The organism is Rhodococcus sp. BP22 (assembly GCF_014281965.1).
In the GTDB taxonomy this organism is placed as follows: Bacteria; Actinomycetota; Actinomycetes; order Mycobacteriales; family Mycobacteriaceae; genus Rhodococcoides.
Map to the genome: position 1 here is coordinate 102,697 of NZ_JACFTB010000007.1, position 22,128 is coordinate 124,824.

Consider the following 22,128-nt stretch of genomic DNA (forward strand, 5'->3'; position numbering starts at 1 on the left):
CTATTGCACCCACGCCGTAGAGTTGATCTCCTCAGCCGCAACCATGTCCTGTTCGGAGTATCGATCGAGGCACTCCGACAAGACATCGCCGAAACCGGCCAGCGCCGACGTCAACTCACCACCCGACTCGACCAAGATGGACACGATCCCGAGAATTGCCGCACTTCCGATACCCCCATCGACGTCGGTGGGGAGCGAAACGGAAAGCTCGTCCAACCGGCTCGACGCGTCGGCAAGCTTTCCGGCCTCGGCACGGAGAGCAGCTTGGTCGACGTGCAGGCTCATCGGCCGACCGCCCGTTCGTGTTTGGGTACAACCACATCGAGAAGTACCAGGTCGAATGGCGCCGCGTCCCGAACCTCGGCGAGTCGCTCGGTGGGCAGGACCATCCACGGCACGTCGGTACCGACGCACGTGTGTAACCGGTCCAACGCCGAGTAAACGAGCACAGCCGAACGCCCGTCACGCGTGGTCCGCATCCTCACCGAAGCTTCGGTCGCATCGTGTGTCTGCTGTACACACGGCACATACAGCACTGGTGGAAAATCTGCCGGAATATTCATCTGATCCCCTCCCCTGGGCGGCTGAGAAGGCCGCTCATTGGATCAGACGCGGTCCGGACGCATTCGGTTCCCTGCGTTCGATTTCAACCTGACCGCGGATTCGCATCTTTCTGTATTGACCCGGCACTCCGCCTTCTTGTGGGTCTTGTTCGTCGCCGAACGTTAGGTGGGTCGTGCACGCTAGGCATGCTGTAGCACCGTGTACGAGCCCTGCGAAGACTGTCAGTCCTTCGGGGACAACTTACGCATGGCAGCGCAAGTTCAATCAGTCAAAGACGGTCGAAATGGGCCTATATTCACGTAAAGCATGTCAAAACACGCTTAGGAACAACCTATGGTGCAACCGCGTAAGAGCAGGCGAGTACCGACGAGTGCCCTCGCCGATACGTTTGTCGCACGCCGACATCAGCTCCGCCTCACCCAAAGTGATCTGGCGCTTCTGGCGGGCGTGGGTCGTTCCACAGTTCAATCGCTCGAAGGTGGCAAGGAGTCGGTTCAGCTCGACAGTGCTACAGCAGTGGCCGATGCACTCGGATGTGCACTCGAACTGGTCACCAAATCCGGTGCAGTCATTCCACCCTTGGATCTTTCGTGAGTGCGCCTTCAGATCTTCGCGACGTCGAGACCGCGGACGTCTACAAGGGTGACTTGTTGGCGGGAAGGCTCACTCGACACGGCGACAACATCGAGTTCACCTACGACACTTGCTACCTGTCCGATACATCGGTTCCGGACGTGGCTTGGTCCATCCCGAAAACCAGGATCGAGACGTCGGCGACGAGCGGAAGCGTTCCACCATTTTTCGCAGGTCTGTTACCTGAGGGTATTCGATTGGCCGGCGCGGTCACATCCACCAAGACGTCCGCGGATGATCACCTTACGATTCTGCTCGCGGTAGGTTCCGACACCATAGGTGACGTCCGCGTCGTGCCACAGGGCACCGAACTATCTACTGCCTCAACCGCATTCGATCCACCAAGACGAACGGGGAATTTGGTCGATCACGCCGGCATACGATCTGCTCTGTACTCAGCCGTATGCATCGCGGGACGATCCGATGGCATTGAAACTCTACGGTCGGGCGAATCGATGGACTCGTAGCTTTCTGGTCGAATCCGCTCTACGACTCGGGCTGCCGGAGAGAGCAACTCATCGAATACTCGACGACGTGTGCTCTGGCGTGCGGGAGGCAATCGGCGACGTCGGCGCCATTGGTTTCGACGAGAAGGCGACCCGGCGGCTCGCTAAGTTCCTGGAAACGAGGTGCGAGGATCTTTCGTAGAACAGTCCAGGTGTGGTCAAGCAAAGCGGTGCCTCCGTCGCGTGCGGTCCGCAGCCTTACGGTCGCGTCGGCGGGGTCCAGCGTTTCCTCCATGCATGGCAAGTAGAGCACCGCTGGAAAATCTGCCGGAAGATTCGCGTAGACCCGCCCTCACTAGTAGAGACGCCGGTTCTACAGGTTCAGACGCAGATGATTGTCGCCCGGTTCCACCCGCAGAACGACTCGACGGAGATGACCGAGTTCCATGATGGTCACGAGACCGCTCACGTGCTTTCGAAGCGCCCAAGCAGCATCTGTGGCAGATTGCTACAGTGGAGTTCCATCCGGTATCGATTGGAGATCACCATGGGCACCACCTCGTCCCTGCGTATTGACGACGACCTCTACGCCGCCGCCAAAATCGCGGGATCGGCAGCCAGTCGAAGCGCCGCCCAGCAGGTCGCACACTGGGCGCTCGTCGGCCGCGAGATAGAAACCTCACATCAGGTGTCCACTCGTGAAATCTCCGCCGTTCTCGCTGGTAGAAAAAGCTACGACACTCTGTCTGTGCGAGAGCAGGCTGTGACCCGAGCAGCGTGGTCCGAGCGAATGGAATCCGTGACGGAGTCACTCAACTTCGAGAGTGAGTTCAGCGCCGAGGGGCGGCCCTTCGTCGAGGCCGACGAAGATGGAAATGTGCTAGCCGAACAATCGGAGCGGGGCCTACCTCGAGCATGAGCCCGGACCCGGTAGTCCACCTACTCGCCGGCCCCAACGGCGCTGGAAAGAGCACCTTCTATACGCGGGTACTGCTGCCTGCAACCCATCTGCCATTCGTGAACGCCGACGAGATTGCGCACGCACGTTGGCCCGGCGACGAGGCGGCGCATGCCTATGATGCTTCCCGCGCCGCTGCTGCTGAGCGCACACGCCATGTTGCCGATCGAACGTCGTTCGCGACCGAAACCGTATTCTCACACGAGTCCAAGTTGGATTTCGTCGAGTCTGCTGTCGGCGCGGGCTTTCTCGTCACTTTGCACATCGTCGCGATACCAGTCGAACTCGCCGTGGCGCGAGTAGCCAATCGAGTACAACTGGGCGGCCATTCAGTTCCAGAAGTGAAGGTGCGCGAGCGGTACGACCGACTGTGGACGCTCGTTCGCTCCGCAATCGAAGTGGTGGATCACGCACGGGTGTATGACAACTCGTCAGCGCGCAACCCTTTTCGCACCATCGCGACATTCGATCGAGGTCAACTGATCGGGCAGGCCGAGTGGCCGAAGTGGCTGCCGGTCACGCTTCGCGAATAACACTTGGACTACACGGCCCGAGACGCCGTCAGTTGCCCAGTTGTTCCCTGCACTGGTCCATGGTCGCGCCGGTGTCGAGACAGGCGACCCATCCCCCTTGCACGTCACCTGAGGTCGGCGCCTCGCCACAACCCACACCGCAGCGTTGGTAGCCAGGCACCGTCAACCCGTCAGGGTAGGTGCATCCCGAATCGTCGCACGTGTAGCCGCGACCCGCAGTCGTACCTGGATCGGCAGGCGTTTCCTGCTGTTCCGCCTTCTGCTGTTGGTTGTACGCATTGCAATCGGACGTGTACATCAACGAGCCGTCGGACATGTGGGCGGTCCCGAACTCGTAATGTTCGCTGATATCAGCGCACTCCACAACCGTCGCGCAGATGCTCGTGCCGTTGGACATCGGAGCACCGAACTGGTCCGTCGGAGCCTGCATCGGCTGGCTGCAATCGACAGCATCAGGTTCGCTCAATACAGATTCGGGCAGAGGTTCGGGGGGTGCGACCTCGACAGGCGGCGGAGCCGGAGGCGTAGAGGTCGTAGGAGTCACCTCGATAGTTGTCGAACTGATTGTCGCGTCCTGAGGGGAATCGGCAGATTCGCTGCCGCATCCCGCCGCGAACATCGCAAGACAGGCCGCGGCGGCAGCCACTAGCGCATGGGTCGTGCTAGGGGACTTCGACAGGTGACGCATAATTGCCTCCGTTGATCGAGCGTGTCCCCTACCCTCCCCTCGCATCGGCCCGTTCGAGCCGAGTGTTACCCGGTGAAAGAACGCACACAACTGATAGTCGTGTCCACTCGCGCGAGCAATTCACTCACGCAGGGACGCATCTACAGGGCTCCGTAACGACTTCCACGGCGCTTCGCTCGCCCGGTAGCCTGCCTCGTAGAGCCACGGCCATTCCGCGAAGTCCTCGGGGTTCACGACGATCGATTCAACCCCGCCATTTCCGCGTCGCTTTGTTTGATTCGCCGGATAAGACGGAAACACTCTCGTTGGTTGAACGTCAGAAATAGCGGTCTACCAACCCGATTCCATAATCGAGCCGCGGTTCCGAAAATAAACGTCACTGTCTTCTGGAACCGATGCTGGACGACTTGACGTCGCTTGAACCTGCGCCTCGTACTCCGCATCGATCTGGAGGCGACCTTGCTTCGCCATCGTTTCCTTCTCGTCGTCCGTCATGTGAGCAGCATCGGTTACCGCTGATTCGGCATAGGGACGAAACATTTCGGAGAAGTCTGTAGCCGCAACGACGTCGCGCAAGCTTTTCTCCCCATGGAGCACCTGCTTTAATATCTCACCCATTGCAGGGTCCGGTGCATTATTGGCCAGCAGTTCGACCGACTTTCTCAGTTGGGCAGCCAGCGATGGATCATCGAGAAAAATATCCAACAGTGGCTCTTTCGGCGGCTCCATGCGTCAGGCACCTCCGAACTGGTAACCGGAAGTCGGAAGCTGAGGTAACGGCGTGTCTCGAACGGCCGCGACTTCACCCGCAATCAACCCAATTGCGGCCTGAGCGCCCATCCAGGCACGGCCAAGCCACTTCTGAATTTCAGTGACAAAGGTCCATGCAATCTTCGCCGTAAGTAAGGCTGTCGCAAGGAAGCCAGCAGCAGCGGGGGCGCCTAGTCCAGTAGCCGCTGCTACAACGGAAGCCGATAGCGAGACGCCAATCATGATTAAGTAGTCCACGAGGCTACTGAGCAAGTCTTTGATCGCTTCTGAAACCTCGTACAATCCGATCGACGTCTGATCAAGCTGATCCGCCATATTCTGGATGGAATGACTCTGACGGGCAATCACATCACCCAACTCCGAAAAGTAACGCTCAGCATGGTCTGCCGCATCACCCTCCCACGACTTCATCACAGCAGATGTGCTCGACGCCAGCTCTTCAGCCATAGCGGCGTTGAACTTGGCCAAGCCTTCCAGCGATTTACCTGCAGTCTGAACAGCCTGCCAATTGCCGGACAGCTTCTCAGTGATGAAGGCCCACGGATCGTTCGAACCAACCATCCCGCAAAAGACCATAGCCTCACCGACGATGTATGCCGGGCTTGTCAGAGAACCGTCCAACGCGTTCTCGAGGATATCTGGTACTGGATCGTCCGCAACGGGCGCCACAAGGTGCGAAACAGGTTCGGTCACGGAAACCAGCTCCCCACGCCGTCGAGTTGACCGACATTGGTTGCTTCCTGCGCACGGTATTGCTTGGCGGCATCGACAAGGCTCTGCGCCGATGTTTCAGTCAGATGCCGGATCGAATCAATATTGGCCACAATCACATCCCGCATTTCATCAAGCTGCTGTAGCACCGGTAAAAATATGCTACCTACATCGGATACACCAATCGACAAGTACTTCTCCTCGTAGTCCGCGGCTATAACACACTGACCCGATAAGTCGCTTATTCTATGCCCAAAACGTTCCAGCTCCGCTGGGTCTACATTCATTCCACCCACCCCCGTTCGCAATTCGGGTGAAACTACCATTCCAGCCGCAGAGTTCGACGACCGGCGTCGGCATGATTTGCTCAGTGACGACACATGTCGCACTATCACTACGTGCCCGAGCCATCCATCGCCTTCTCGCTACGTCACCTCCTCGCTACCGAGAGTCCCAAGCGAGATCACAAAAACATGCGAAAGCTCGATGCCACCCTGCCGTCGGTCTGCGTTCGGCACGGCAACCTAGGGACTTGGTCGTTCAGGGCGTTTGTGCCCTCACACCCAAGCATCCCCTGGGACGACCTCTCGATACCACGAAAGATCCTCAGTAGCATCGGTCCTTGGGCAGGGCGTGACCGCATCGCGGCGCGAAGGTCGCGCACAATACGCGCAGAGACCCACTGGTCAGTCTGCCCAACCTGCCGCTGGTACGTCTTCGGGCGGCGAGTAATGAGTCTTGTACTGGTTGCCCTGACCGCCGTCATCATCACCGCGCCTATCTCCCCCCTGATGGAATGGATCCCCGAAGGCCCTCGCTCCTTGCTGCTCATTGTTGGTATTGCCCTGGCCATCCCAACCATCCGAAGCCTGAGCATTTTTCAAGAGATCACCCGAGCACTCACCTCCGAGGACGGAACCGAACTGGTGATTCGGAACCCGCATCCTGCATTCGTCCAGGAGGCAATCACGTTGGGGGCGAATCGATATTTGCCCGAGGCCACTCCGGCGAAGCCGCAGTAACCGCTGCGGCCTGCCGAGTCAGCTCTCCAGAGACGGGAGGATTTCGAGTGCGGTCATCATTTTGCCTCTACCTGCTGCGCAGAGCGGTACTGCCCGGCGATCTCTTCCAGGGCGCCTTCGACCACCAGTCCCCTACCCACGGCGCGCACGATCGCCTCGTCGACTCCCAGGTCAGTTGCGATCTCGTCGGCTGACACGTCCGATGCAGCAGATCGCTGGAGTAAGTGCTCGCGGATATCTTTGCGAGATAGAATTCCTCGCTTCGGCTGCGCTGGTACCGCACCATCGAGATGGCGTGATGATTCGGTTGATTCACTTATTGGAATTTTTGATTCACGCACAACCTGCGCCGAAGAAACCCCGGAAGCCTGAGCGATCGGTGCTGTCCTGCGCGCCCGAGTTGCCGCCACGCCAGACAATACGGGGGCACCAGCAAGGGCCTCCTCTTCTGCAATGTCTTCCACGACCGATTCGTCAGCGGTCAGTATTATCGGGGCCCATGTCGTCGGCGCCTCCTGTCCTGCGGAGGCGTTCACCGAGTACGGGGAGATGCCGAGTGTGTCGAGCGTGTCCCATAGAGACGAAAGCGCAGCCTCCTGGTCCAAGTAGTACTCGGACTCGCGTAACCGCCAGAATGTCCAGCCGACGCGTTTGATCTCTTGTTCGCGCTCCAGGTCGGCGTTCCGCTGTTCGGGAGTCGAATGAAACGCGTCGCCGTCGCACTCGACGGCTAGCCTCGACGCGCCGCCGGTGACAACCAGATCGATTCGGCGACTGTTGACCTCGACCTGGGGGTTGACGTGATAGCCGCGAGCGACAATATCGTTGAACACTCGCTGCTCGAAGAGACTGTCGAACGGTGACTGGCGAACGTCACGACTGACATTCTCCGGCATGGCTTCCGCCGGAACCGGCGAGGTCGAGCTGATATAGGTCAGCAATGACTTCCTGAGGTCACCTGCTTTCAGTCGATCCGCCGTCACGGAGTGGAACAGCCACAGCTGATCCTGCGCGCGTGAGGCAGCCACGTTGAAGCGGCGTTGGTACTCGCTTTGAGTCAAGGAGATGAACTTCTGTTCTGGGGCGACGACCAGTGACAGCATCACCACATGACGTTCGTCGCCCTGAAAGTCGGGTGGTGTACCGACTCTCAGCTTCCGCTCTTCGTACACTTCGGCGGACACCCGGCGCATCAGGAGGTTCTCGATGACGTCGACCTGTGAGCGGCCCTGAAGCACCACGACTCCGAAGGTCTTGCCGTCGTAGGCCGGGTTGTCGAAGCACTCGATCAGCTGGTCGACGATGGCGGCTGCTTCGAGTTCGTTTCTGAGCGTTGCGCCCTTGCCGAAATGAACGGCGCCTTCGACATACGTGTGGGCCAGCGGTGGGAGCCGATCTGCACCGAACTGTCGGACCGGAATCAACGGCGAATCACGGTAGAACTGGTTGCTCGACCAGTTGATGATTTCCGGCATGCACCGGAAGTGCTCACGTAGCCGGACCACCTGACCGAACCGAGTCCGCAGCATCGAGAACAGACTCGACCGCGGAGTAAGCGTTGTGCGTACATGTTCCGGCAGGTCACCCAGGTAGAGATCGAGTCGATCGAAAATCGTGTCGAGCGCGCCGCTCGACACTTCACTCGGTGTGCACTGCTTGTCATCGCCCACGACGATTACGCGTGGCGCCAACCAGAGTAGGAACAGACTCGTGATGTCCGCTTGGCTGGCCTCGTCGACGATGACGACGTCGAACGTATTGGGTTTTGCTGGAATGGACGAGAGAACTTGCTGAAGCGGCATCACCCAGGCCGGGACCGCGCTCTGCGCTTCGAGCATCGCCGAACGAGCTGCGCTGCTGTACTTCTCCGCATACTTGCCAGTGCCCATACCAATGTTGGCGACATGGTCGCGGTATGTCTGAAGTGCTTGAACTTCTGTCGCGGTCATCCGCTTGAGCGAGTCGCGCCACGCACTCGCTGCGGCGAGCTGAGATGTCAGTTGCGCAATATCGGCGTCGACGGCGTCGAGTTCCGCATCGAGCTCCTGCTCCCTACCGGTTCGGTGCTGCTCGACAATCCACTCCTGCGCACGTCGCCACGCCCAGGCTTTGTCGAGTTCCCAACCGATACGGTCCCATTCCTCGTCGCCGGCCGTGGTTCGAACGAGCTTCGCAAGGGCGGGCGCCGCCTCGGCTAAAAGAGACTCCAATTCGGTCAACCGCAGTTGGTTCAATGTTTCACTGCACGCCGAGACATACTGATCGACTGAGTCTTCCAACGCGCTGAAGTCAGCCGAATCGAGCATGTGGATCAACACCTCTCCCTCGGGTGAGGGAGCTTTGTCCACCTCGAGCGACACGGATCGGACCAGCTGATCCAACTCCGCGCGTGCGCTTTCCACATCCGACCTCGTGGCTATAGCACCGGCCGCGCCGGCGATCGATGACGCTTCGGCCAGGGAACGAACTCTCGGGTGCGAATGCGAAATAGACCTGAGCTGAGAGACCAGCTGGTCACGAGTTGCCACAACGTTTCGAATAACGTCCAAGGATCGGAACGTTCCTTGCAAGCTATTGATCTGCAGGCCTCGCGATCCGTCGACGACTACCGAAATGCGCAGGTCAGCGAGGAGCATCCCCGCTGAACGGATAGCGTCCAAAGCCCTCACATGCTCCGCCACTGCACGGAGTGCACTGGCGTCGGCCGCGGGAGCACCATCCACGGTGGCGACAATGCCTGACTGTTCGTAGGCTCGCTGCTGAACGCTCTTGAAGAATCGACCCGACTTCCATTTGGCACCTGTCTCCAGAGCGACGGCCAACGCGTTGAGGACAGTCAGGCCCTGAGATGTGGTGTCCGAGCTGTAGGCATCTCGCGGGCCCACCGCGGAGTCTGCTCGCACCGCGATATCGAGAATCGCGGGCAGAGAATCAACACGCGCCCAGAGGTAGTCGGCATCGCCGGACAGGACGCGGTCGGCCAGTTGCTGGAATTGGGGCGAGAGTTGCTGCACGTCGTCGACGAGACCATGCAAGCTCTCGCACAGCGACCGAACCTGTTGCGCAGTAGACAGGTCGACGCCCCCGAGAATCTCGATGAGCTGCGCGGACTCGGCGGTATCGGTCGAAACGCGAGTAGTAGCTCGGGTGAAAAGCTCTTCCAGTGCCGGCCGATCTGGCAGCAAGAATTCGATAGGAGTAAGTAGTTTGGCCGGCCGAGCACTCTGAGTCGGTGACGCAGTACTGATGAGCTTGCGTAGCTCACCGATCTCTGTGCCGGACAGGGAAGGTTGCTTCGCGTGCAGTGGCCCGGGAAGCCACGAATACGCCGCCTCGTTTGCCTTGACCTGCTTGACGATCGACGCTGCGCTACCTTCGTATCCGTCGGAAACAGAAGGATGCTGGTAGGTTTCGGCTTCCCGCAGCGAGCGAATGCGTTCGAGGATGACTGAGCGATTCTGCCGGGCGGCCTGCCGTCGGGCAGCAAAATCTTTGATTCGTTGATCTTCGAGGCGTTCGTTGAACGAGGATTTGCGCTCGGCGATCGTCGCGACACTTTTGTTCAGCTCGTGCGAGCCACCGCGTGCAAGATCGGTGATGGAGACACAGAGTTCTTGCATCTCGACCGGCAGTTTGTCCCGCAGTACGCGGAGTGCCTGCGATTTCTCGCTCGTGACGAGGACTCGTTGACCGCGAGCCAACAGCGCCGAGACGAGGTTGGCGATGGTGTGGGTCTTGCCTGTTCCAGGCGGACCTTCGACGACAACGCCGCTATCCTTACCCAACCGTTCCAGGATCTGTGACTGCTCGGCATTGGCAGGAAGCGGGAAAAGTGGATCGTCGGCGAGTGTCGCAGAAGCGGCAGCGCCGACGCTCTGGAGCCAATGAAGACGGTCGTCGGGCTCGATCGCTTCCACCAGCTGAGCCAATCCCAGAGGCACTGGGGAATCGTCCGCCTCGACGTCGGCGATCATCTTCTCGTAGTACTCGACCAGTGCAAACGCCCCGCGCTTACGAAGCACCAATGCTGGTGACGGCGTTAGCATCTTGTCCGCTTTGGCAGCGGGTTGTTCCAGTAGTTCGTTGACCTCGATGGTCTGCGTCAGGGCCCGCGGTGCCCAGTCTTTGAGGAACAGCAGAACGCCATCACTCAGCGGCGATGCGGCCTGCTGTTGTAGCTGCTTCTGCAAACCGAGCGAACCCGAAGAATCGAAATCTGATCTACCCGTGAGGAGCTGGGTGTCCTCGAGTCGTGGCGAGCTCATCGGGGTCAGGCGTACAACGAGATCACCGGTGGCTTCGTCACGGTCAACGGACGCGCTCTGAGTGATCAGGTGGGTCTGCACCGCGTCTTCGGTATCGAACGACGCAAGAGAAAGCAGCCCTGATGCCAGAACCAGTTCGACGGATTCCGGACGGGCAGACAGCTCCTGCATCATGCGCTGCAGCGCCTGATAAAACTCTGCCTGCGGTCGCCTGATGCGATCGGACGCAGCCCAGGTCTGCCACGTCGGCAACCACTCAGCGAATGCGCTGCGCACTGTCTCGGCTTCTGGTGAGTCTCGCTGGATGGCGCCGAGACCGGTCAGCGAACAGGTTTCCGACAGCTGCGGAGACTTCGATCGACTATCGGTAACCAGCTTCGCGTCAAGCCATCCCGTGAGAACCTTCGGGACCGGCGGCGGATCTTCGATGCTGACTCGTGGGGCACGGACAGCGATGCCGCCTTGCACGACCGACGGGTCGACCTGGGTGACCCTGTCATCACGGAACAGCCATTCGACCTGCGCATGCTGCTGAACCTGCAACACCGGACTGGTGCGAGACTTTACGATCTCGCGGAGGAACTGCATGAGGCGCTTTACCCGCCCCTTGAGTTCTGCGTCGTGTTCTCGACTAGCCACTGCCAACTCCAAATTCGCCCCCGGAGGCGACGTCTTCGCTCCCGCGGACAATCTATCGGTTGCCTCCGACACGTAATCCGTTAGCAAGAGCAAAGTGCACGATGGCCCATCGACTTACGGATGTGTGCAGCGATCACTGCCGGCCATCGGACCAGCCCGACCGAACGATCTAGCATGGGCGGTGTGATCGAACGACGGCCTTCCGGGCATGCGCTATGAACGAACGTGAGATGTCAACGGAAACAGGGATCGAGGGGCACGTTTTCGTCGTCCGGGGCAGACTCGAAGCAGTGGCATCGGATGTCGTGATCGTACCGACGGATGGAACATTCGTACCTCGTCGAACATGGTGGCCGGCCCTCGACATCGATCAGAAGCCCCCGCCGCCGCTCGACCGAGATCACAGGGCTCGGCGATTTCGACCGCACAGTACTCAGAGCCGATCCGCCTGGCTGTTGCACGTCGCCCACGGCGGCCATCCATCCGTCACGTGGCTGATCGACGGCCTCGAACATCTTTTACGACTAATCGACGCAGACCGGCCGAAGTTCGTGAGCGACGGTCGAGTAAGACCGCTGATCGCACTCCCAACCATTGGGGTAGGACGAGGAGGGTACGCAGGCGTACGCGGAAAAGTGATCGAAGCGCTTTATGCGACAACACTCGAGTTCGTCGCCAGTTCCGACTTCGATGTCGTTTTCGTCGTGGAGAATGCAGCGGATTATGCTGCGTTCCAGGCGATTCGGCGAGAACGATCCGCGCCCACTCGGCAGCGCGAGGCGGGCGCCCACTTGGCTTCCAAAATTCGAGGTGGGGACACCGCTCTCCTGCTCGGCGCCGGCGTCAGCATATCGGCAGGCCTCCCCACCTGGGACGAGCTACTCGCAACCATCAAAAAGGACACACTTCCAGACCTGGATCCGGATCAATTTGCAACGCTGGGTGTCCTCGACAGAGCCCAATTGCTGTCGAAGTCTGTTCAGGGGCAAACCCTCGGAGAACGCGCAGCGGGAGCAACGGGAGCGGATGCGAAAAAGGTACCCACCCTTGCGCACTGTCTTCTGGCGTCGTTGTCAGTCGAAAAAGTTGTCACCACCAACTACGACTCCTTGTACGAGGACGCATTCAAAGCAGCGAACGGCCCAGATTCGATCTCGGTATTGCCGCGCGAGAACGCCGTTGGTGATCGCGCATGGCTACTCAAGATGCACGGTGACGTCGCGGCACCTGAAAGCATCGTGCTGAGTCGTCGAGACTTCGTTCGCTACGACGCCGAGCGACGCCCTCTCGGGTCCATCGTGCAATCCATCATGGCAACAGGCCATCTCATTGTCATAGGCGCCTCGATGACCGATGACAATGTACTACGGCTAGCGCATGAGGTTCTCGCAATGAATGCCACCAACAATCATCAACGCCCGTTGGGCACGGTGGTCACCCTGCAGAACGATCCCGTACGAAGTGCACTCTGGGAAGGCGATTTCGATTACCTTGCAGCGTCCGACTCATCCAATATGAAAGTAGCGGCGCGAGACCTGGAAATCTTGCTCGACGGAACCGCGATGTACTCCAGCGACAGATCCCCGTACCTACTCGACAATCGGTATGCCGAGCTGTTGAGTCCAGAAGAGGCGCAATTAGCCGACCACCTTCGTGAGGCTGCTCATCGAATCCGCTCACTCACCCCTGTCCAACGCAGCAGATGGAAGTCACTGGAGACAGTTCTGACGGCTATGGGCGACAGCGAACTATCCCAGAACCACGCTGGTACTCAGCCTGAGCGGCCCGTAAAAGTAATTCGGGATCGTGGGCTTTTCAGAAGGTGATCGACAATCGCGCGAGATGCGCCGCTCCAGATGCGTCTTCGACACCAAATCGTGCGTAGCCGTTGCCTGGACCTGGCGTTCACCGCAGACGGCCGAGCCACCACAACCGAGGAGAACGCAATGGAATGGTATGTGTCGATCTGGAACAGCGAGACGAAACGAATCGTCACCCGGGGTGGCGAGGCGCATGATCGTGAGACTGCGATCGTGCAGCTCGTCGCGATGGGCGTTCGCTCACGCACACCGAGGACGGCACGCTGATCGGCAAATTCGGCAATGTCGTCGTCGACGACGAGCCTGGCAACTCGGTCCCATTCGGCGACCAGGACCTGAGTGACGACGAACTCCGTCGCCGGGTGCATGCCGCCATCGAGTACACGATGGGACGGAGCGAACCCGCGTACCAGCCTATTCAGACGATGCCGAGTGCACAGGAGGGTCCCACGAAGTTCTCCACCCCAACCGGTGTAATCACCGATCAATGGGACCGAATTGCGCTGTGGCTCAGCACCTATCTCGACACCGCACCTGTGGTCCCCGCTGAGCAGATCGCCATCGACGACGCCATCGCACGCACCGGCGTTAGCTGGCCCGAGGAACTGCAGGCGCTTTTCAGGTCGGTCAACGGATATCCACATGATGCGTGGGTGCCGCTGCTGCCGTCGCACGAGTTGTTCGATCTCGAGCGCGTGATCGACGAGCGTCAAGTGGAGCTCGAGGTCTGGGGCGAATTCGCCGAGGACATGGACGAGGACGAGTTGAGCACGTCGATGGCCGGGGACTCGGCGGGCACGTGGCTCCCAGAGTTCGTGCCGTTCGCGGGCGTCGACGGGAACCTACTGTTCGTCGACACCAGGCCCGGTCCACTGTACGGATGCGTGACCGAATTCGACAAGGTCAGCGCGGACGACGGCGGCCCGCAGTGGATCTCGATCAGCGCATTGCTCACCGACGTCGCTGATGCTCTCGAGTCGGGCCGCCCGTTCGCCGGTGCGTGGACACCATCGGTGGTCGACGGACAGTTGGAGTGGTTGTACGACACGTAGCCGGCGTATTACCAACGGCATTTCTAAGGCGCTTACCTCAATCGTGTTCTCAACCAGCTCAGCGCGTGGAAGCGTAGTCGCAATACCTACGCGACACGGGCAACCAAAGTAGTGCGACGGCAACGAGGCCGAGTAAGACAATTGTTACGACCAAGGGCCCACCGAGCAATCCGAACAGCGAGATCACCGCAAGTCCCGACGCCCACACACGTGGCCAGTGCTTCCCCTGGTACACGCCGCGCGCGAACGTGACATATCCGAACGCGAAGGCAGCGGCAACTGCGACCATTGCGAAGACCAAAGCAATGGTGGCTCCGTCGATGTAGTCGTCCGTGTACAAGGTTGCCGCCCCCGAGGGCTCCATACCTACCAGGTTTTGAACGCGACCCTGCAGATCCAAAATGGTCAGCACACCTAAAAGCGCGGTCAACAACGACAACACGGCAGCCAGAGCCAACACACCGAAAGCAACATGCATGGGTATCGGTCTTGCAACCAACGGCGCACCAGATCCCCGCGGCGTCCGGCCCGCAGAAGAGTTGCGCGAAGCGAGCACCGACTCGGCCGGCCCAGCGAGACCGAAGGGATCTGTGCTCGGCAGCGGCCTGGAAGCCGCATTCCCGCCGAACCAAGGATTGTCGTTCTGCGTCATGAAACCGTCTCCGTTCTAGAGCACACCGTTAGCCGAGAGAACCCAACGAATGGGGTCGAGGCACCGAAAGGGCGAGATTCCGTTGTCGTGGAGCCGACTTCCGACCGGTGAGTCTCCGAGCGCCGATACGGCAAAGAAGCGATGAGGGTATGCCTGCCCCGTCTGTGTGTTCGTGACTGATCGGATCACAGGGCCCGCATCGAGTCGCTGAAGCAAGCTACTGACTTCTTCGTGCAACAACCGACCATCGTCTTCGTTGTATGTCGGGCTGTCCATGCCCGGGTCGCGCGAGAATGCTGCACCCGGATTGGACATGATCTCACTCCATTGGCTGCCGTTGACGTTCTGGAGAGCTTGCAATGCATCGAACTTCGACAAGATCATTGCAATGCGCGGAGTCTGGCGGTTGATCAGGTCGGTGACCGTGCGAAAAACTACCCTGGGATCGCCGCCTCGGTAGCCTTGCATGGGAATGAGATCCATCAACTGGTGCGCAATCTCCTCGACGCGCAGCGGGTCGAACAGAAACAGGACGGCATCGGCCAGACCGAAGAAGTGCCAGGCATGTCCTTCGGTATTCGCGTTCTCCAGATCCTCACCAGCTACGTCGCGAATCACCAAGTACTGCTTGACTCCTTGCCAGATTCCCAAGCTGAAGATCAGCGGATCCCGCTGGTAGGAACTCGCTGTGTTGACGGTGGGAGTGGGCTCGAGAAGGCCCCGTTCCTCATAGAGGGGGCGTTCGTAGAACTCGCGATAGTTACGCTCGGTCTCTTGGTTGGCTGGATCGACCGATTGCCCTTGCCGCTCCACGAGACGCTGCAGTTGTTTGATCATGACAGCGATATAGACAGTCTTTCCCGTTGCGCGAGCTCCGGCCATCGTGATGCAGGTGGCGTTTCCCCAACGCCAGTACGCCGGTAACTTGAAATGGCAGATCGGACACAAATCCACAGCAGGCCGGCCGAGCTGTTCCTCAGCGTAGTTAGGAGTGGGAGTCCAATCAGGAGGCCCGTTTTCCGGCTTGCGTAGCTCTATCGTCGTACCCATAACCACGGGGACGCCGCTGTACGCTGATGCGCGCTTATTCGATTCTGTTTCCGTCGGTGTCTCGGCCGTCCACGCAAACCACTCGGGGGAAAGATGATTGAAGCACCTGGGGCACTTGGTCATATCGAGGATCCTCGTGCATCGTTGGCGATACGATCGTTCAATGGCCGGAGGAACGACCGAACAATTTCCTCGACCTCTGATGGTCGAGAGACCAGATAGTGTGCAGTGTCGGAGCCGTCCGGCGCGGGGACTACGACCGCGCCTGCGAAAGCGCGGCAACGTTGCGCTGCTCGCGATGACGACGCGATCATCGAGGCGAATCGCGAATCAGCCGACTCGCGTCCACTCGCGACGAAGTCTGATGGGGAATCAGTAACGAGGACGACCATAGAGTCCGGTCTCACGGCGTCGAATTGGTCGCCATTTCCAAAGCCGATGCCTGGCTTCGTTGTTTCGAGATGCGTATGGACCGTCGATCCCAAATCACCGGGTCCACTGTACGGAAGACCGGCCGACGTGTTTCCGACGATCGTTACTTCGGGATTTCGATCGTACGAAATCACGGTGGACACTCCCGCGAGTATCTCCATGATCGCGCGCACACTGCCATCCGCAATCGCGGGCAACATGGACGCACTGGTGTCCACCCGAATGTCGAGCATGGTCTGCTGACTATCGGACAATTGGTCGACGCGGAGCACCGACCTGGCCGCGGCCCGCGCTGACGACGCCAAGGGCCCGAGTTCGATCTCAGGCTCCTCCAAGCGGGTGACTACGGCAATGCGATCACCGTCGGGACCGATCGTGGCGAGCTCGAGATAACTCAAACCTGACACATCGCGCGGGGTGAGCTGCGCACGATCAGGGTCTGATTCGTTCGAACTATCGACCGCGACCGAAACGTGAATCGTCGTCCCACTCGGGAAGGTCGAATTGCCCTGCGCGGGAATGGCTACAAGCAGCATCTCGTACTCCACCCTGGGCAGGATGAGCATCCCGGGGCTGTGCGCAATCACAGTGGGATCAGAGACGCCGCTGTGACGGACGTCGAGTGCAGCGGCGCCTGCGACACCTACCACCGACATGGACACCATCAGTGGCCGTTTCGGCAGGTGGGCTTTACTCTTGCCGTCCAGCACGTAGGTAACCATCAGATGGTGTCCTTTCGATGATCCTGCATTGTTGCATTGTCTACCACTGTGCCCCTCTATCTTCGCTTGGCCTGATATCCGAGTTGTATCGACGAATACCGTGTGCCTCCAACCACTCCCCTACACAACGCGGGTAGTTCGCAAAGATTCTCTCGGCATCGTGTGCGGCCATGTCACGAACGAGAGGCCACATTGCATCGCGCAGTGAATCCGAGTCCGACGGTCCCGAATACAACTGTTTCCGGACAAGTTCGGACAAGAAATCGTCCTCCCTGGAGGGACGTGCCGATGGTCGCTGATAGCGCTGCTCAACGAAATCGATGAACGACTTACCTGCCATGCGAGACACATCGACGACACTCCGTGCCATCAAGGCACGAAGCTGACCGGACTGGGACTCGGCAGTCGCGATCAGATGCGAACGGCATTCGGCCGTATAAGCCGAAACATCATGCCCCATCGACTGTGCTACATAGAAAAGAAGTCCGAGTTTCTGCGAAAGATCCTGCGCTAGTTCTGATGCCGCAATACTGCGACCGAAGAGTTCGTTGTAGTCGTTCATGATCGGATCGAAGTAAGTGTCGATGAAATTCACGACAGCGGAGCGAGTCAAGTCACCCCAATCTGCCAGTCCACGTAACGCGCCCCACGCTATGGTCACCTGGTCGGACTTCACCCGCCGACCATCAAGTTTCGGCCGGTGGCCCGCCGCAATGAGGTGCGCCAGGACCGTGGCCAAGTGAGCAGTGTCCTCCGCGTACAGAACCACTTGACGCGCGGCTTCGGGCGGAACGAATTCGCCGAATGTTTTGAACAGGGCACCGACGTCACTCGGCGACAACGTATTCAGTCGACACAGCGCACGAAGATCCTCGGATCGGTCACTCGGGTCGGCCCTTTCCCGTTGGTCATCGAGGATTCCCCACACGGCAAGGCCGGCATATTCCCGCACGTGAGCCCGTTCAGGAGGCGAGGCCCAATCAAGCATCAACGTGCTGTACACATACTCCAGGAACAACGCGACGTCGTAGGGATACTCGAGCTGATTCTTCTCATCGGCGATCTGACACAGTGCTGGAACGTCCAACTTCGATGGAGCGACCCATCGGATGACTTCCGCCGAAAATCGGTGACCGAACCGAACCTCCCTTAGCCGCGGCATGGTCGCAAGAGTCCGACGGACGACTAAGCGCAAAGTACGCTCGTCCAGTCGACGACCTACTGTTGCGACGATCCTCGGTCCAGCTGCTGGATCCATCAATTCAGCTGCGACATTTTCGAATACCTGGCACAACTGCTCGACGAGGTCGAAACTAAGTGCCGCAGGGGCGTTGGTCGCTATGAGTACGTCGGCGACGCGCAGAATGCGTACGGCCAAATCTGCTTTCTTGGCGAAATAATCACCGGTCATGTCTGAGAGTTCGCCAAGTAGCGCACTGATATCGGTCGAAAAGACAGACGGAGCCAAACCTGCGAACTCTGCTCCGATCTCGCCGGCGGGATGCAGGCTCATCCACTCGTCGTCGCGCACTGCAAGTCTGATCAGGCTGCTGAGAGCGCCGGTTGTATTGCGGCCGTGCGACTTCGAGCGAACAAGTGCGGCCATGGCCTCGACCGCGGACTGCGGCGCGAATTCGGCATCGATCTCGTCGGACACTTCCGCGAGTCGTGACTCGGGAAGAAGCGATCCCGGTCGATGCTCGGAGACTATTCTCGATGCCTCGCGCTTGACGTCTTCCAAGCTTGGGAACGACAGCACTGCGATCGCCAATGGCCACATCGGCGACAACCCTTCACCACCCGCCTCCTCCGCTATAGCGTCCTGAAGTTCGACGACGGACAGAGCGGTCGCGTAGTCGCTCAGCGACGCTTGTGCCAGCATCGACCACGGCGTGACCTCGACCGAGACCCCGTGGTGCGTCCGATGCGGGACTCCGTCGAGCACTCCCAAAATCGGATCGTCCTGTGAGTCGAGGACAACTATGCCGCTGAGAGCTTGGAGGGACTCCTTCTCGGAATCAGGGGCGACGGTGAGATGAACTCTTCTCCCGATATTTTCAACCACCGCGCCCGCTCGATCGTGAGTGCTCCAGTTGAATCGCCTGCTCGTCGCCGGCGACATGAAAAAGCTGACAGCGCCGATCCACAGGGTGCCCGATTCCGAGTTCTCGGTCAGCAGCACCACAGGTGGTCCACCTTCCCACGCGTGTGCCACGGCATCGAGCAGAACCTGAAGCACCCCGAGGCGAAACACGCTGACGTCTGTCAAGAATGCAAGCACCTTCTCGCGGGTAATTGCACTGCCGGGTTCCGGAAGCGACGTCGAAGACACAACTGCGGATCTCGTGGCTGCCGGCCCGTACGGCATCGACCAGGAGGGCGACAACCACAGTTGAATAGGCCGAAAGGCTGGGAGCGGTTCGTCGATGGCACGGTCCAACACAACGTGCGCGAAGATGTTTCCCGGACGACCAGATCCATCGGTGCCTGCTTCGGCGGTATGCCAGTAGGCCGCACCACCCGGTACCGCGGCGTACATCAACCGACGCTCGCGGCCTTCGATTGCTTCCGGCGTCGGATACCGTTCCAACACCGGCTGCAGATCGAATCGAGTCGACACCCAGGCTGTCAGAGCGTCACGCTCGGCCGGATCCAGGTCTCCTGAGACATCCTTGACTTGCCATCCGCCTCCACTACCCGAGCCGTCGTCGAACGACGTGTAGATCAGGTGTGCGAAACGTGTCGGAGCCGACGGTGTCACCGGTCCGGTCTCGCATCGGGCTCCAAGAGAAGCTGTGCGACAGGCGGGTCCAGCAACGCATACGACTTCGCTCGCGCCGAATCTATGTCCAAGAACAATCTGACGTATCCGCGGCGGTTGGTTGCGTCTGCACTCCAGCCGGTCGGAGTCCACTGTGGGACCAAGCGTGGGGGAAGAAACTGCCGCATCTCGCGACCGGAATGATCGCTCTGATCGCTCAACAGCAGAGCCTCACCGTCTCGTGCGCTGAGGGGCAGCCTTTCGTGGTTATAGACCAACGTGAACGGGGCAGGGGGCTCCAGGTCGCCATCGGCGCCCATTGTGATCTCCAGACGGGTTCCACCGTTCGGCGTCACAATTCGATTGAGCAGATACCAAATACTTGCGAGACCTTTGTAGTCCAAAGTGGTTACCGTGCCGGCCACCCGTTCACCGCGCGAGTACGCGATCGGAACGAGATGTACAGAACAACCTCCGGGTGGTAGCCGCTTGAAGGACAAACCCCCGTCGCGCTTGTACTGGGTCGCCGAAATCTCCAGATTCGGTTGACTTTCCAGCAGATTTTCGGGCACATGATTTCTAGGCCCGTAGTACGCGTACACACTCGCTGCTGCCTTCGGCCAGCCAAAGGTCACCAGCTGGTTTGCGCAACGCTCCACTATCCGCGCGTCGGTCACCGGCGAGATCGGGCGGGTCTGCACGGTCGTCTTCCCGACGCGAGCCGAACCGTTGAGAAGGGTGACCGGTGTGAGATACGCGCGGTCCCAGCCCGCAGGCCAGGGAATTCTCCGCATCCGCGACGTACCACCCTCACCAGCCTCGATAGGTTGAGCGAGTTGGGTTTGGCGAGACAAGCCCTCTACTTCGATTGCACCTTCCGCCAGGACTGCGAAACGCAGTCCAGCGTCGGGTGGAGTCTCGGTGCGATAAACGAGAACATGGCCGGATTCGGGTGTCGTCCAAACCAGTTCGAAGGAGGGCTTGTTCGGATCCGGGTCCGGGTGGACTGTGAGGTCTTCTACTGGTTCAAGAACGACGGAAACCAGAATCTCGCCCTGCGACGGCGCGGATTGTCGCACGCCATCAGCGACCGATACCTCGGAGATTGCCCGATACAAGTACCTTTGGCCACGCACCACATCTTCGTCGACGAAGCCGGTGAGGTTGTCGGCGTGTTGTTCGATCTGGTATCGGGGATCGTTGGATACCGGGGACATACCGTCCAGGGGAATTCGATAGATACGCACAGCTCTGGTCCCCTGGAAAGCCGACCATCGGCCGATCACCCGGCCCACGTCCTCGGTGAGCTCGAATCCCGTCACAGGACTTACCGCTTCGCCGTACGCAATCTTGTCGGGCTGTTGCATCGTCGCGTCCGCAGCATCATGTCCGCGATGGCACCACACCTGATAGTTGCGGACTGCAGACGTCGGCGGTCGGTCGTCGACCCACGTCGTAAGTGATGTCACGCCCAGGAGCTCACCTGCTTCAGGCTTGTACGGTGCGTTGATCTCACCCGAGATCACACGATAGATGGCGATCGAGCCGTCGGCATCGGGGTGCGGTGACCATGACAACCGGCGCCCGTCACCGGCGTTGGATACCTTCAGTGGCTCGGGTTGGAACGTGCTCTCGAAGTTGTACTCGCAGAAGTCCGAGGACTCGAGACCTTTGAACTCGGACTTGTCTGGAAGAGCGGGCGACGGTGTCGACGCTTGCGGCTCGTCCTTTCTTCCGTGGCGCGCGGTCCCCGGCGGGACGACAAAAGTTGGGGCGGGATCCACCCTGGTGCTTTCCTCGACCGGGGCAACAGCACTCTGCACTTCGGCTTCCGCTTTCGTATCATTTGCACCTGCGTTCGAGAAGACCTCGGCGATACTCCCCGCCAAGGACACCGATGGTCCTCGCAACTGCTTGCGAATCTGCGTCGCTGAGGTATGGCCGTACTTGATCAGGTTGTGAAACGTGACGTCCTTGATCGACGCTGCAGCGGTATCGCCTGCTGCAATCCGATCCGCTCGCCACGCCAACAACGCGTCGATAGGTATCCGCTCCCCTGCTTTGGTGTCCGGCGCTTTCGGAGTCGGCTTCTCGATGTCCGGGGACGTGGAGCTGGAGGTGGCGATCGGGGGCTTGGCCGGACCGCTTCGCGGAGTTCGTAGCTCCTCCGGGAGGTGGCGGAGCACCTCCAACGGGTCCATCCCGAACTTGATCTGGTGATTGATATGAGTGATCGTGTCGGCCCAGTCGGACGCCGCGGGTGACACTCCTGACTTCGACCACCCGTCGGGATCGCTCGAGATCGTCTGTATGTCGCGGGCAGTCGGAACACCGAAACCCACGCCTGCTGCGGCCTGTGCCCACTGGGTCAACGCCGTGGAGCGTCGAGCCTGCTTATCTGTCGCCATG

Annotated in this window: 21 protein-coding genes; 9 read left to right on the plus strand and 12 right to left on the minus strand. The window is 59.7% G+C overall.

The features are described 5' to 3' along the window. Window positions 1–285 carry a hypothetical protein gene (locus H2510_RS16420; RefSeq protein ID WP_186629375.1) on the minus strand — a complete coding sequence of 95 codons (285 nt, stop codon included), beginning with the start codon at window positions 283–285 and terminating at the stop codon, window positions 1–3. Next, entirely contained in the window at window positions 282–563 is a 282-nt protein-coding gene (locus H2510_RS16425; protein ID WP_222438826.1) for an SAV_915 family protein, read from the minus strand. The genes H2510_RS16420 and H2510_RS16425 overlap by 4 nt, the downstream gene beginning before the upstream one ends. A 334-nt stretch (window positions 564–897) precedes the next feature. Here H2510_RS16425 and H2510_RS16430 point away from each other — a divergent pair, with 334 nt between their 5' ends. From H2510_RS16430 to H2510_RS16445, 5 genes are all read left to right on the plus strand, one after another. Further along, a complete protein-coding gene (locus H2510_RS16430; protein WP_186629376.1) occupies window positions 898–1,158 on the plus strand; it encodes a helix-turn-helix domain-containing protein in 261 nt (86 codons plus the stop codon). After that, a complete protein-coding gene (locus tag H2510_RS21240; RefSeq protein WP_397517374.1) occupies window positions 1,098–1,664 on the plus strand; it encodes a HipA N-terminal domain-containing protein in 567 nt (188 codons plus the stop codon). Before H2510_RS16430 ends, H2510_RS21240 begins: the two co-directional genes overlap by 61 nt. Then, complete coding sequence (locus H2510_RS21245) at window positions 1,582–1,845, plus strand: hypothetical protein (RefSeq protein WP_397517377.1); 264 nt, start codon at window positions 1,582–1,584, stop codon at window positions 1,843–1,845. Before H2510_RS21240 ends, H2510_RS21245 begins: the two co-directional genes overlap by 83 nt. Window positions 1,846–2,190: 345 nt before the next feature. Beyond that, on the plus strand, window positions 2,191–2,562 hold the full coding sequence (locus tag H2510_RS16440) for a TA system antitoxin ParD family protein (RefSeq protein WP_186629377.1): 372 nt from the start codon (window positions 2,191–2,193) through the stop codon (window positions 2,560–2,562). After that, complete coding sequence (locus H2510_RS16445) at window positions 2,559–3,134, plus strand: AAA family ATPase (RefSeq protein ID WP_186629378.1); 576 nt, start codon at window positions 2,559–2,561, stop codon at window positions 3,132–3,134. Before H2510_RS16440 ends, H2510_RS16445 begins: the two co-directional genes overlap by 4 nt. A gap of 28 nt (window positions 3,135–3,162) precedes the next feature. Here the strand turns inward: H2510_RS16445 and H2510_RS16450 are convergent, their stop codons facing one another. From H2510_RS16450 to H2510_RS16465, 4 genes are all read right to left on the minus strand, one after another. Further along, window positions 3,163–3,531, minus strand: a complete 369-nt coding sequence (locus H2510_RS16450) for a hypothetical protein (RefSeq protein ID WP_186629379.1) — start codon at window positions 3,529–3,531, stop codon at window positions 3,163–3,165. A gap of 621 nt (window positions 3,532–4,152) precedes the next feature. Next, window positions 4,153–4,551, minus strand: coding sequence for a hypothetical protein (locus tag H2510_RS16455; protein WP_186629380.1), 399 nt, complete (start codon window positions 4,549–4,551; stop codon window positions 4,153–4,155). A 3-nt stretch (window positions 4,552–4,554) separates the two neighbouring features. Further along, on the minus strand, window positions 4,555–5,286 hold the full coding sequence (locus tag H2510_RS16460) for a hypothetical protein (protein ID WP_186629381.1): 732 nt from the start codon (window positions 5,284–5,286) through the stop codon (window positions 4,555–4,557). Then, the gene (locus H2510_RS16465) at window positions 5,283–5,591 is read right to left on the minus strand and encodes a type VII secretion target (RefSeq protein WP_186629382.1); all 309 of its coding nucleotides are present in this window, start codon (window positions 5,589–5,591) and stop codon (window positions 5,283–5,285) included. Before H2510_RS16465 ends, H2510_RS16460 begins: the two co-directional genes overlap by 4 nt. Window positions 5,592–6,035: 444 nt before the next feature. Between H2510_RS16465 and H2510_RS16470 the strand changes: the two genes are divergently transcribed. Further along, on the plus strand, window positions 6,036–6,326 hold the full coding sequence (locus tag H2510_RS16470; RefSeq protein WP_186629383.1) for a hypothetical protein: 291 nt from the start codon (window positions 6,036–6,038) through the stop codon (window positions 6,324–6,326). 56 nt (window positions 6,327–6,382) lie between these two features. On the opposite strand, the gene H2510_RS16475 is transcribed toward H2510_RS16470, so the two are convergent. Further along, a complete protein-coding gene (locus H2510_RS16475; RefSeq protein WP_186629384.1) occupies window positions 6,383–11,230 on the minus strand; it encodes an AAA domain-containing protein in 4,848 nt (1,615 codons plus the stop codon). 230 nt (window positions 11,231–11,460) lie between these two features. On the opposite strand from H2510_RS16475, the gene H2510_RS16480 reads away from it, so the two are divergent. The 3 genes from H2510_RS16480 (at window position 11,461) to H2510_RS16485 (ending at window position 14,102) form a co-directional block, all read left to right on the plus strand. After that, complete coding sequence (locus H2510_RS16480; protein ID WP_186629385.1) at window positions 11,461–13,056, plus strand: SIR2 family protein; 1,596 nt, start codon at window positions 11,461–11,463, stop codon at window positions 13,054–13,056. A gap of 51 nt (window positions 13,057–13,107) precedes the next feature. Next, complete coding sequence (locus tag H2510_RS20860; RefSeq protein ID WP_261392983.1) at window positions 13,108–13,317, plus strand: hypothetical protein; 210 nt, start codon at window positions 13,108–13,110, stop codon at window positions 13,315–13,317. Window positions 13,318–13,475: 158 nt separating this feature from the next. Further along, window positions 13,476–14,102, plus strand: a complete 627-nt coding sequence (locus tag H2510_RS16485; protein ID WP_261392984.1) for an SMI1/KNR4 family protein — start codon at window positions 13,476–13,478, stop codon at window positions 14,100–14,102. A gap of 58 nt (window positions 14,103–14,160) precedes the next feature. Here the strand turns inward: H2510_RS16485 and H2510_RS16490 are convergent, their stop codons facing one another. Genes H2510_RS16490 through H2510_RS16510 form a run of 5 tightly spaced genes read right to left on the minus strand, consistent with a single transcriptional unit; the run spans window position 14,161 to window position 22,127 of the window. Then, on the minus strand, window positions 14,161–14,754 hold the full coding sequence (locus tag H2510_RS16490; protein ID WP_186629386.1) for a hypothetical protein: 594 nt from the start codon (window positions 14,752–14,754) through the stop codon (window positions 14,161–14,163). A 15-nt stretch (window positions 14,755–14,769) separates the two neighbouring features. Next, window positions 14,770–15,927 carry a TRAFAC clade GTPase domain-containing protein gene (locus tag H2510_RS16495; RefSeq protein WP_186629387.1) on the minus strand — a complete coding sequence of 386 codons (1,158 nt, stop codon included), beginning with the start codon at window positions 15,925–15,927 and terminating at the stop codon, window positions 14,770–14,772. Next, window positions 15,924–16,958, minus strand: coding sequence for a hypothetical protein (locus tag H2510_RS16500; protein WP_186629388.1), 1,035 nt, complete (start codon window positions 16,956–16,958; stop codon window positions 15,924–15,926). Before H2510_RS16500 ends, H2510_RS16495 begins: the two co-directional genes overlap by 4 nt. A gap of 40 nt (window positions 16,959–16,998) precedes the next feature. Beyond that, complete coding sequence (locus tag H2510_RS16505; RefSeq protein ID WP_186629389.1) at window positions 16,999–19,719, minus strand: hypothetical protein; 2,721 nt, start codon at window positions 19,717–19,719, stop codon at window positions 16,999–17,001. Then, window positions 19,716–22,127, minus strand: coding sequence for a hypothetical protein (locus H2510_RS16510; RefSeq protein ID WP_186629390.1), 2,412 nt, complete (start codon window positions 22,125–22,127; stop codon window positions 19,716–19,718). The genes H2510_RS16505 and H2510_RS16510 overlap by 4 nt, the downstream gene beginning before the upstream one ends. Window position 22,128: the final 1 nt, after the last annotated feature.

What these genes read in the sequence shown, in the direction of transcription:
- H2510_RS16420 (WP_186629375.1), bottom strand. Translation starts at nt 285, where the DNA reads ATGAGCCTGCACGTCGACCAAGCTGCTCTCCGTGCCGAGGCCGGAAAG.
- H2510_RS16425 (WP_222438826.1), bottom strand. Translation starts at nt 563, where the DNA reads ATGAATATTCCGGCAGATTTTCCACCAGTGCTGTATGTGCCGTGTGTA.
- H2510_RS16430 (WP_186629376.1), top strand. Translation starts at nt 898, where the DNA reads ATGGTGCAACCGCGTAAGAGCAGGCGAGTACCGACGAGTGCCCTCGCC.
- H2510_RS21240 (WP_397517374.1), top strand. Translation starts at nt 1,098, where the DNA reads ATGTGCACTCGAACTGGTCACCAAATCCGGTGCAGTCATTCCACCCTT.
- H2510_RS16440 (WP_186629377.1), top strand. Translation starts at nt 2,191, where the DNA reads ATGGGCACCACCTCGTCCCTGCGTATTGACGACGACCTCTACGCCGCC.
- H2510_RS16445 (WP_186629378.1), top strand. Translation starts at nt 2,559, where the DNA reads ATGAGCCCGGACCCGGTAGTCCACCTACTCGCCGGCCCCAACGGCGCT.
- H2510_RS16450 (WP_186629379.1), bottom strand. Translation starts at nt 3,531, where the DNA reads ATGTCCAACGGCACGAGCATCTGCGCGACGGTTGTGGAGTGCGCTGAT.
- H2510_RS16455 (WP_186629380.1), bottom strand. Translation starts at nt 4,551, where the DNA reads ATGGAGCCGCCGAAAGAGCCACTGTTGGATATTTTTCTCGATGATCCA.
- H2510_RS16465 (WP_186629382.1), bottom strand. Translation starts at nt 5,591, where the DNA reads ATGAATGTAGACCCAGCGGAGCTGGAACGTTTTGGGCATAGAATAAGC.
- H2510_RS16470 (WP_186629383.1), top strand. Translation starts at nt 6,036, where the DNA reads ATGAGTCTTGTACTGGTTGCCCTGACCGCCGTCATCATCACCGCGCCT.
- H2510_RS16480 (WP_186629385.1), top strand. Translation starts at nt 11,461, where the DNA reads ATGTCAACGGAAACAGGGATCGAGGGGCACGTTTTCGTCGTCCGGGGC.
- H2510_RS16485 (WP_261392984.1), top strand. Translation starts at nt 13,476, where the DNA reads ATGCCGAGTGCACAGGAGGGTCCCACGAAGTTCTCCACCCCAACCGGT.
- H2510_RS16490 (WP_186629386.1), bottom strand. Translation starts at nt 14,754, where the DNA reads ATGACGCAGAACGACAATCCTTGGTTCGGCGGGAATGCGGCTTCCAGG.
- H2510_RS16495 (WP_186629387.1), bottom strand. Translation starts at nt 15,927, where the DNA reads ATGACCAAGTGCCCCAGGTGCTTCAATCATCTTTCCCCCGAGTGGTTT.
- H2510_RS16500 (WP_186629388.1), bottom strand. Translation starts at nt 16,958, where the DNA reads ATGGTTACCTACGTGCTGGACGGCAAGAGTAAAGCCCACCTGCCGAAA.
- H2510_RS16510 (WP_186629390.1), bottom strand. Translation starts at nt 22,127, where the DNA reads ATGGCGACAGATAAGCAGGCTCGACGCTCCACGGCGTTGACCCAGTGG.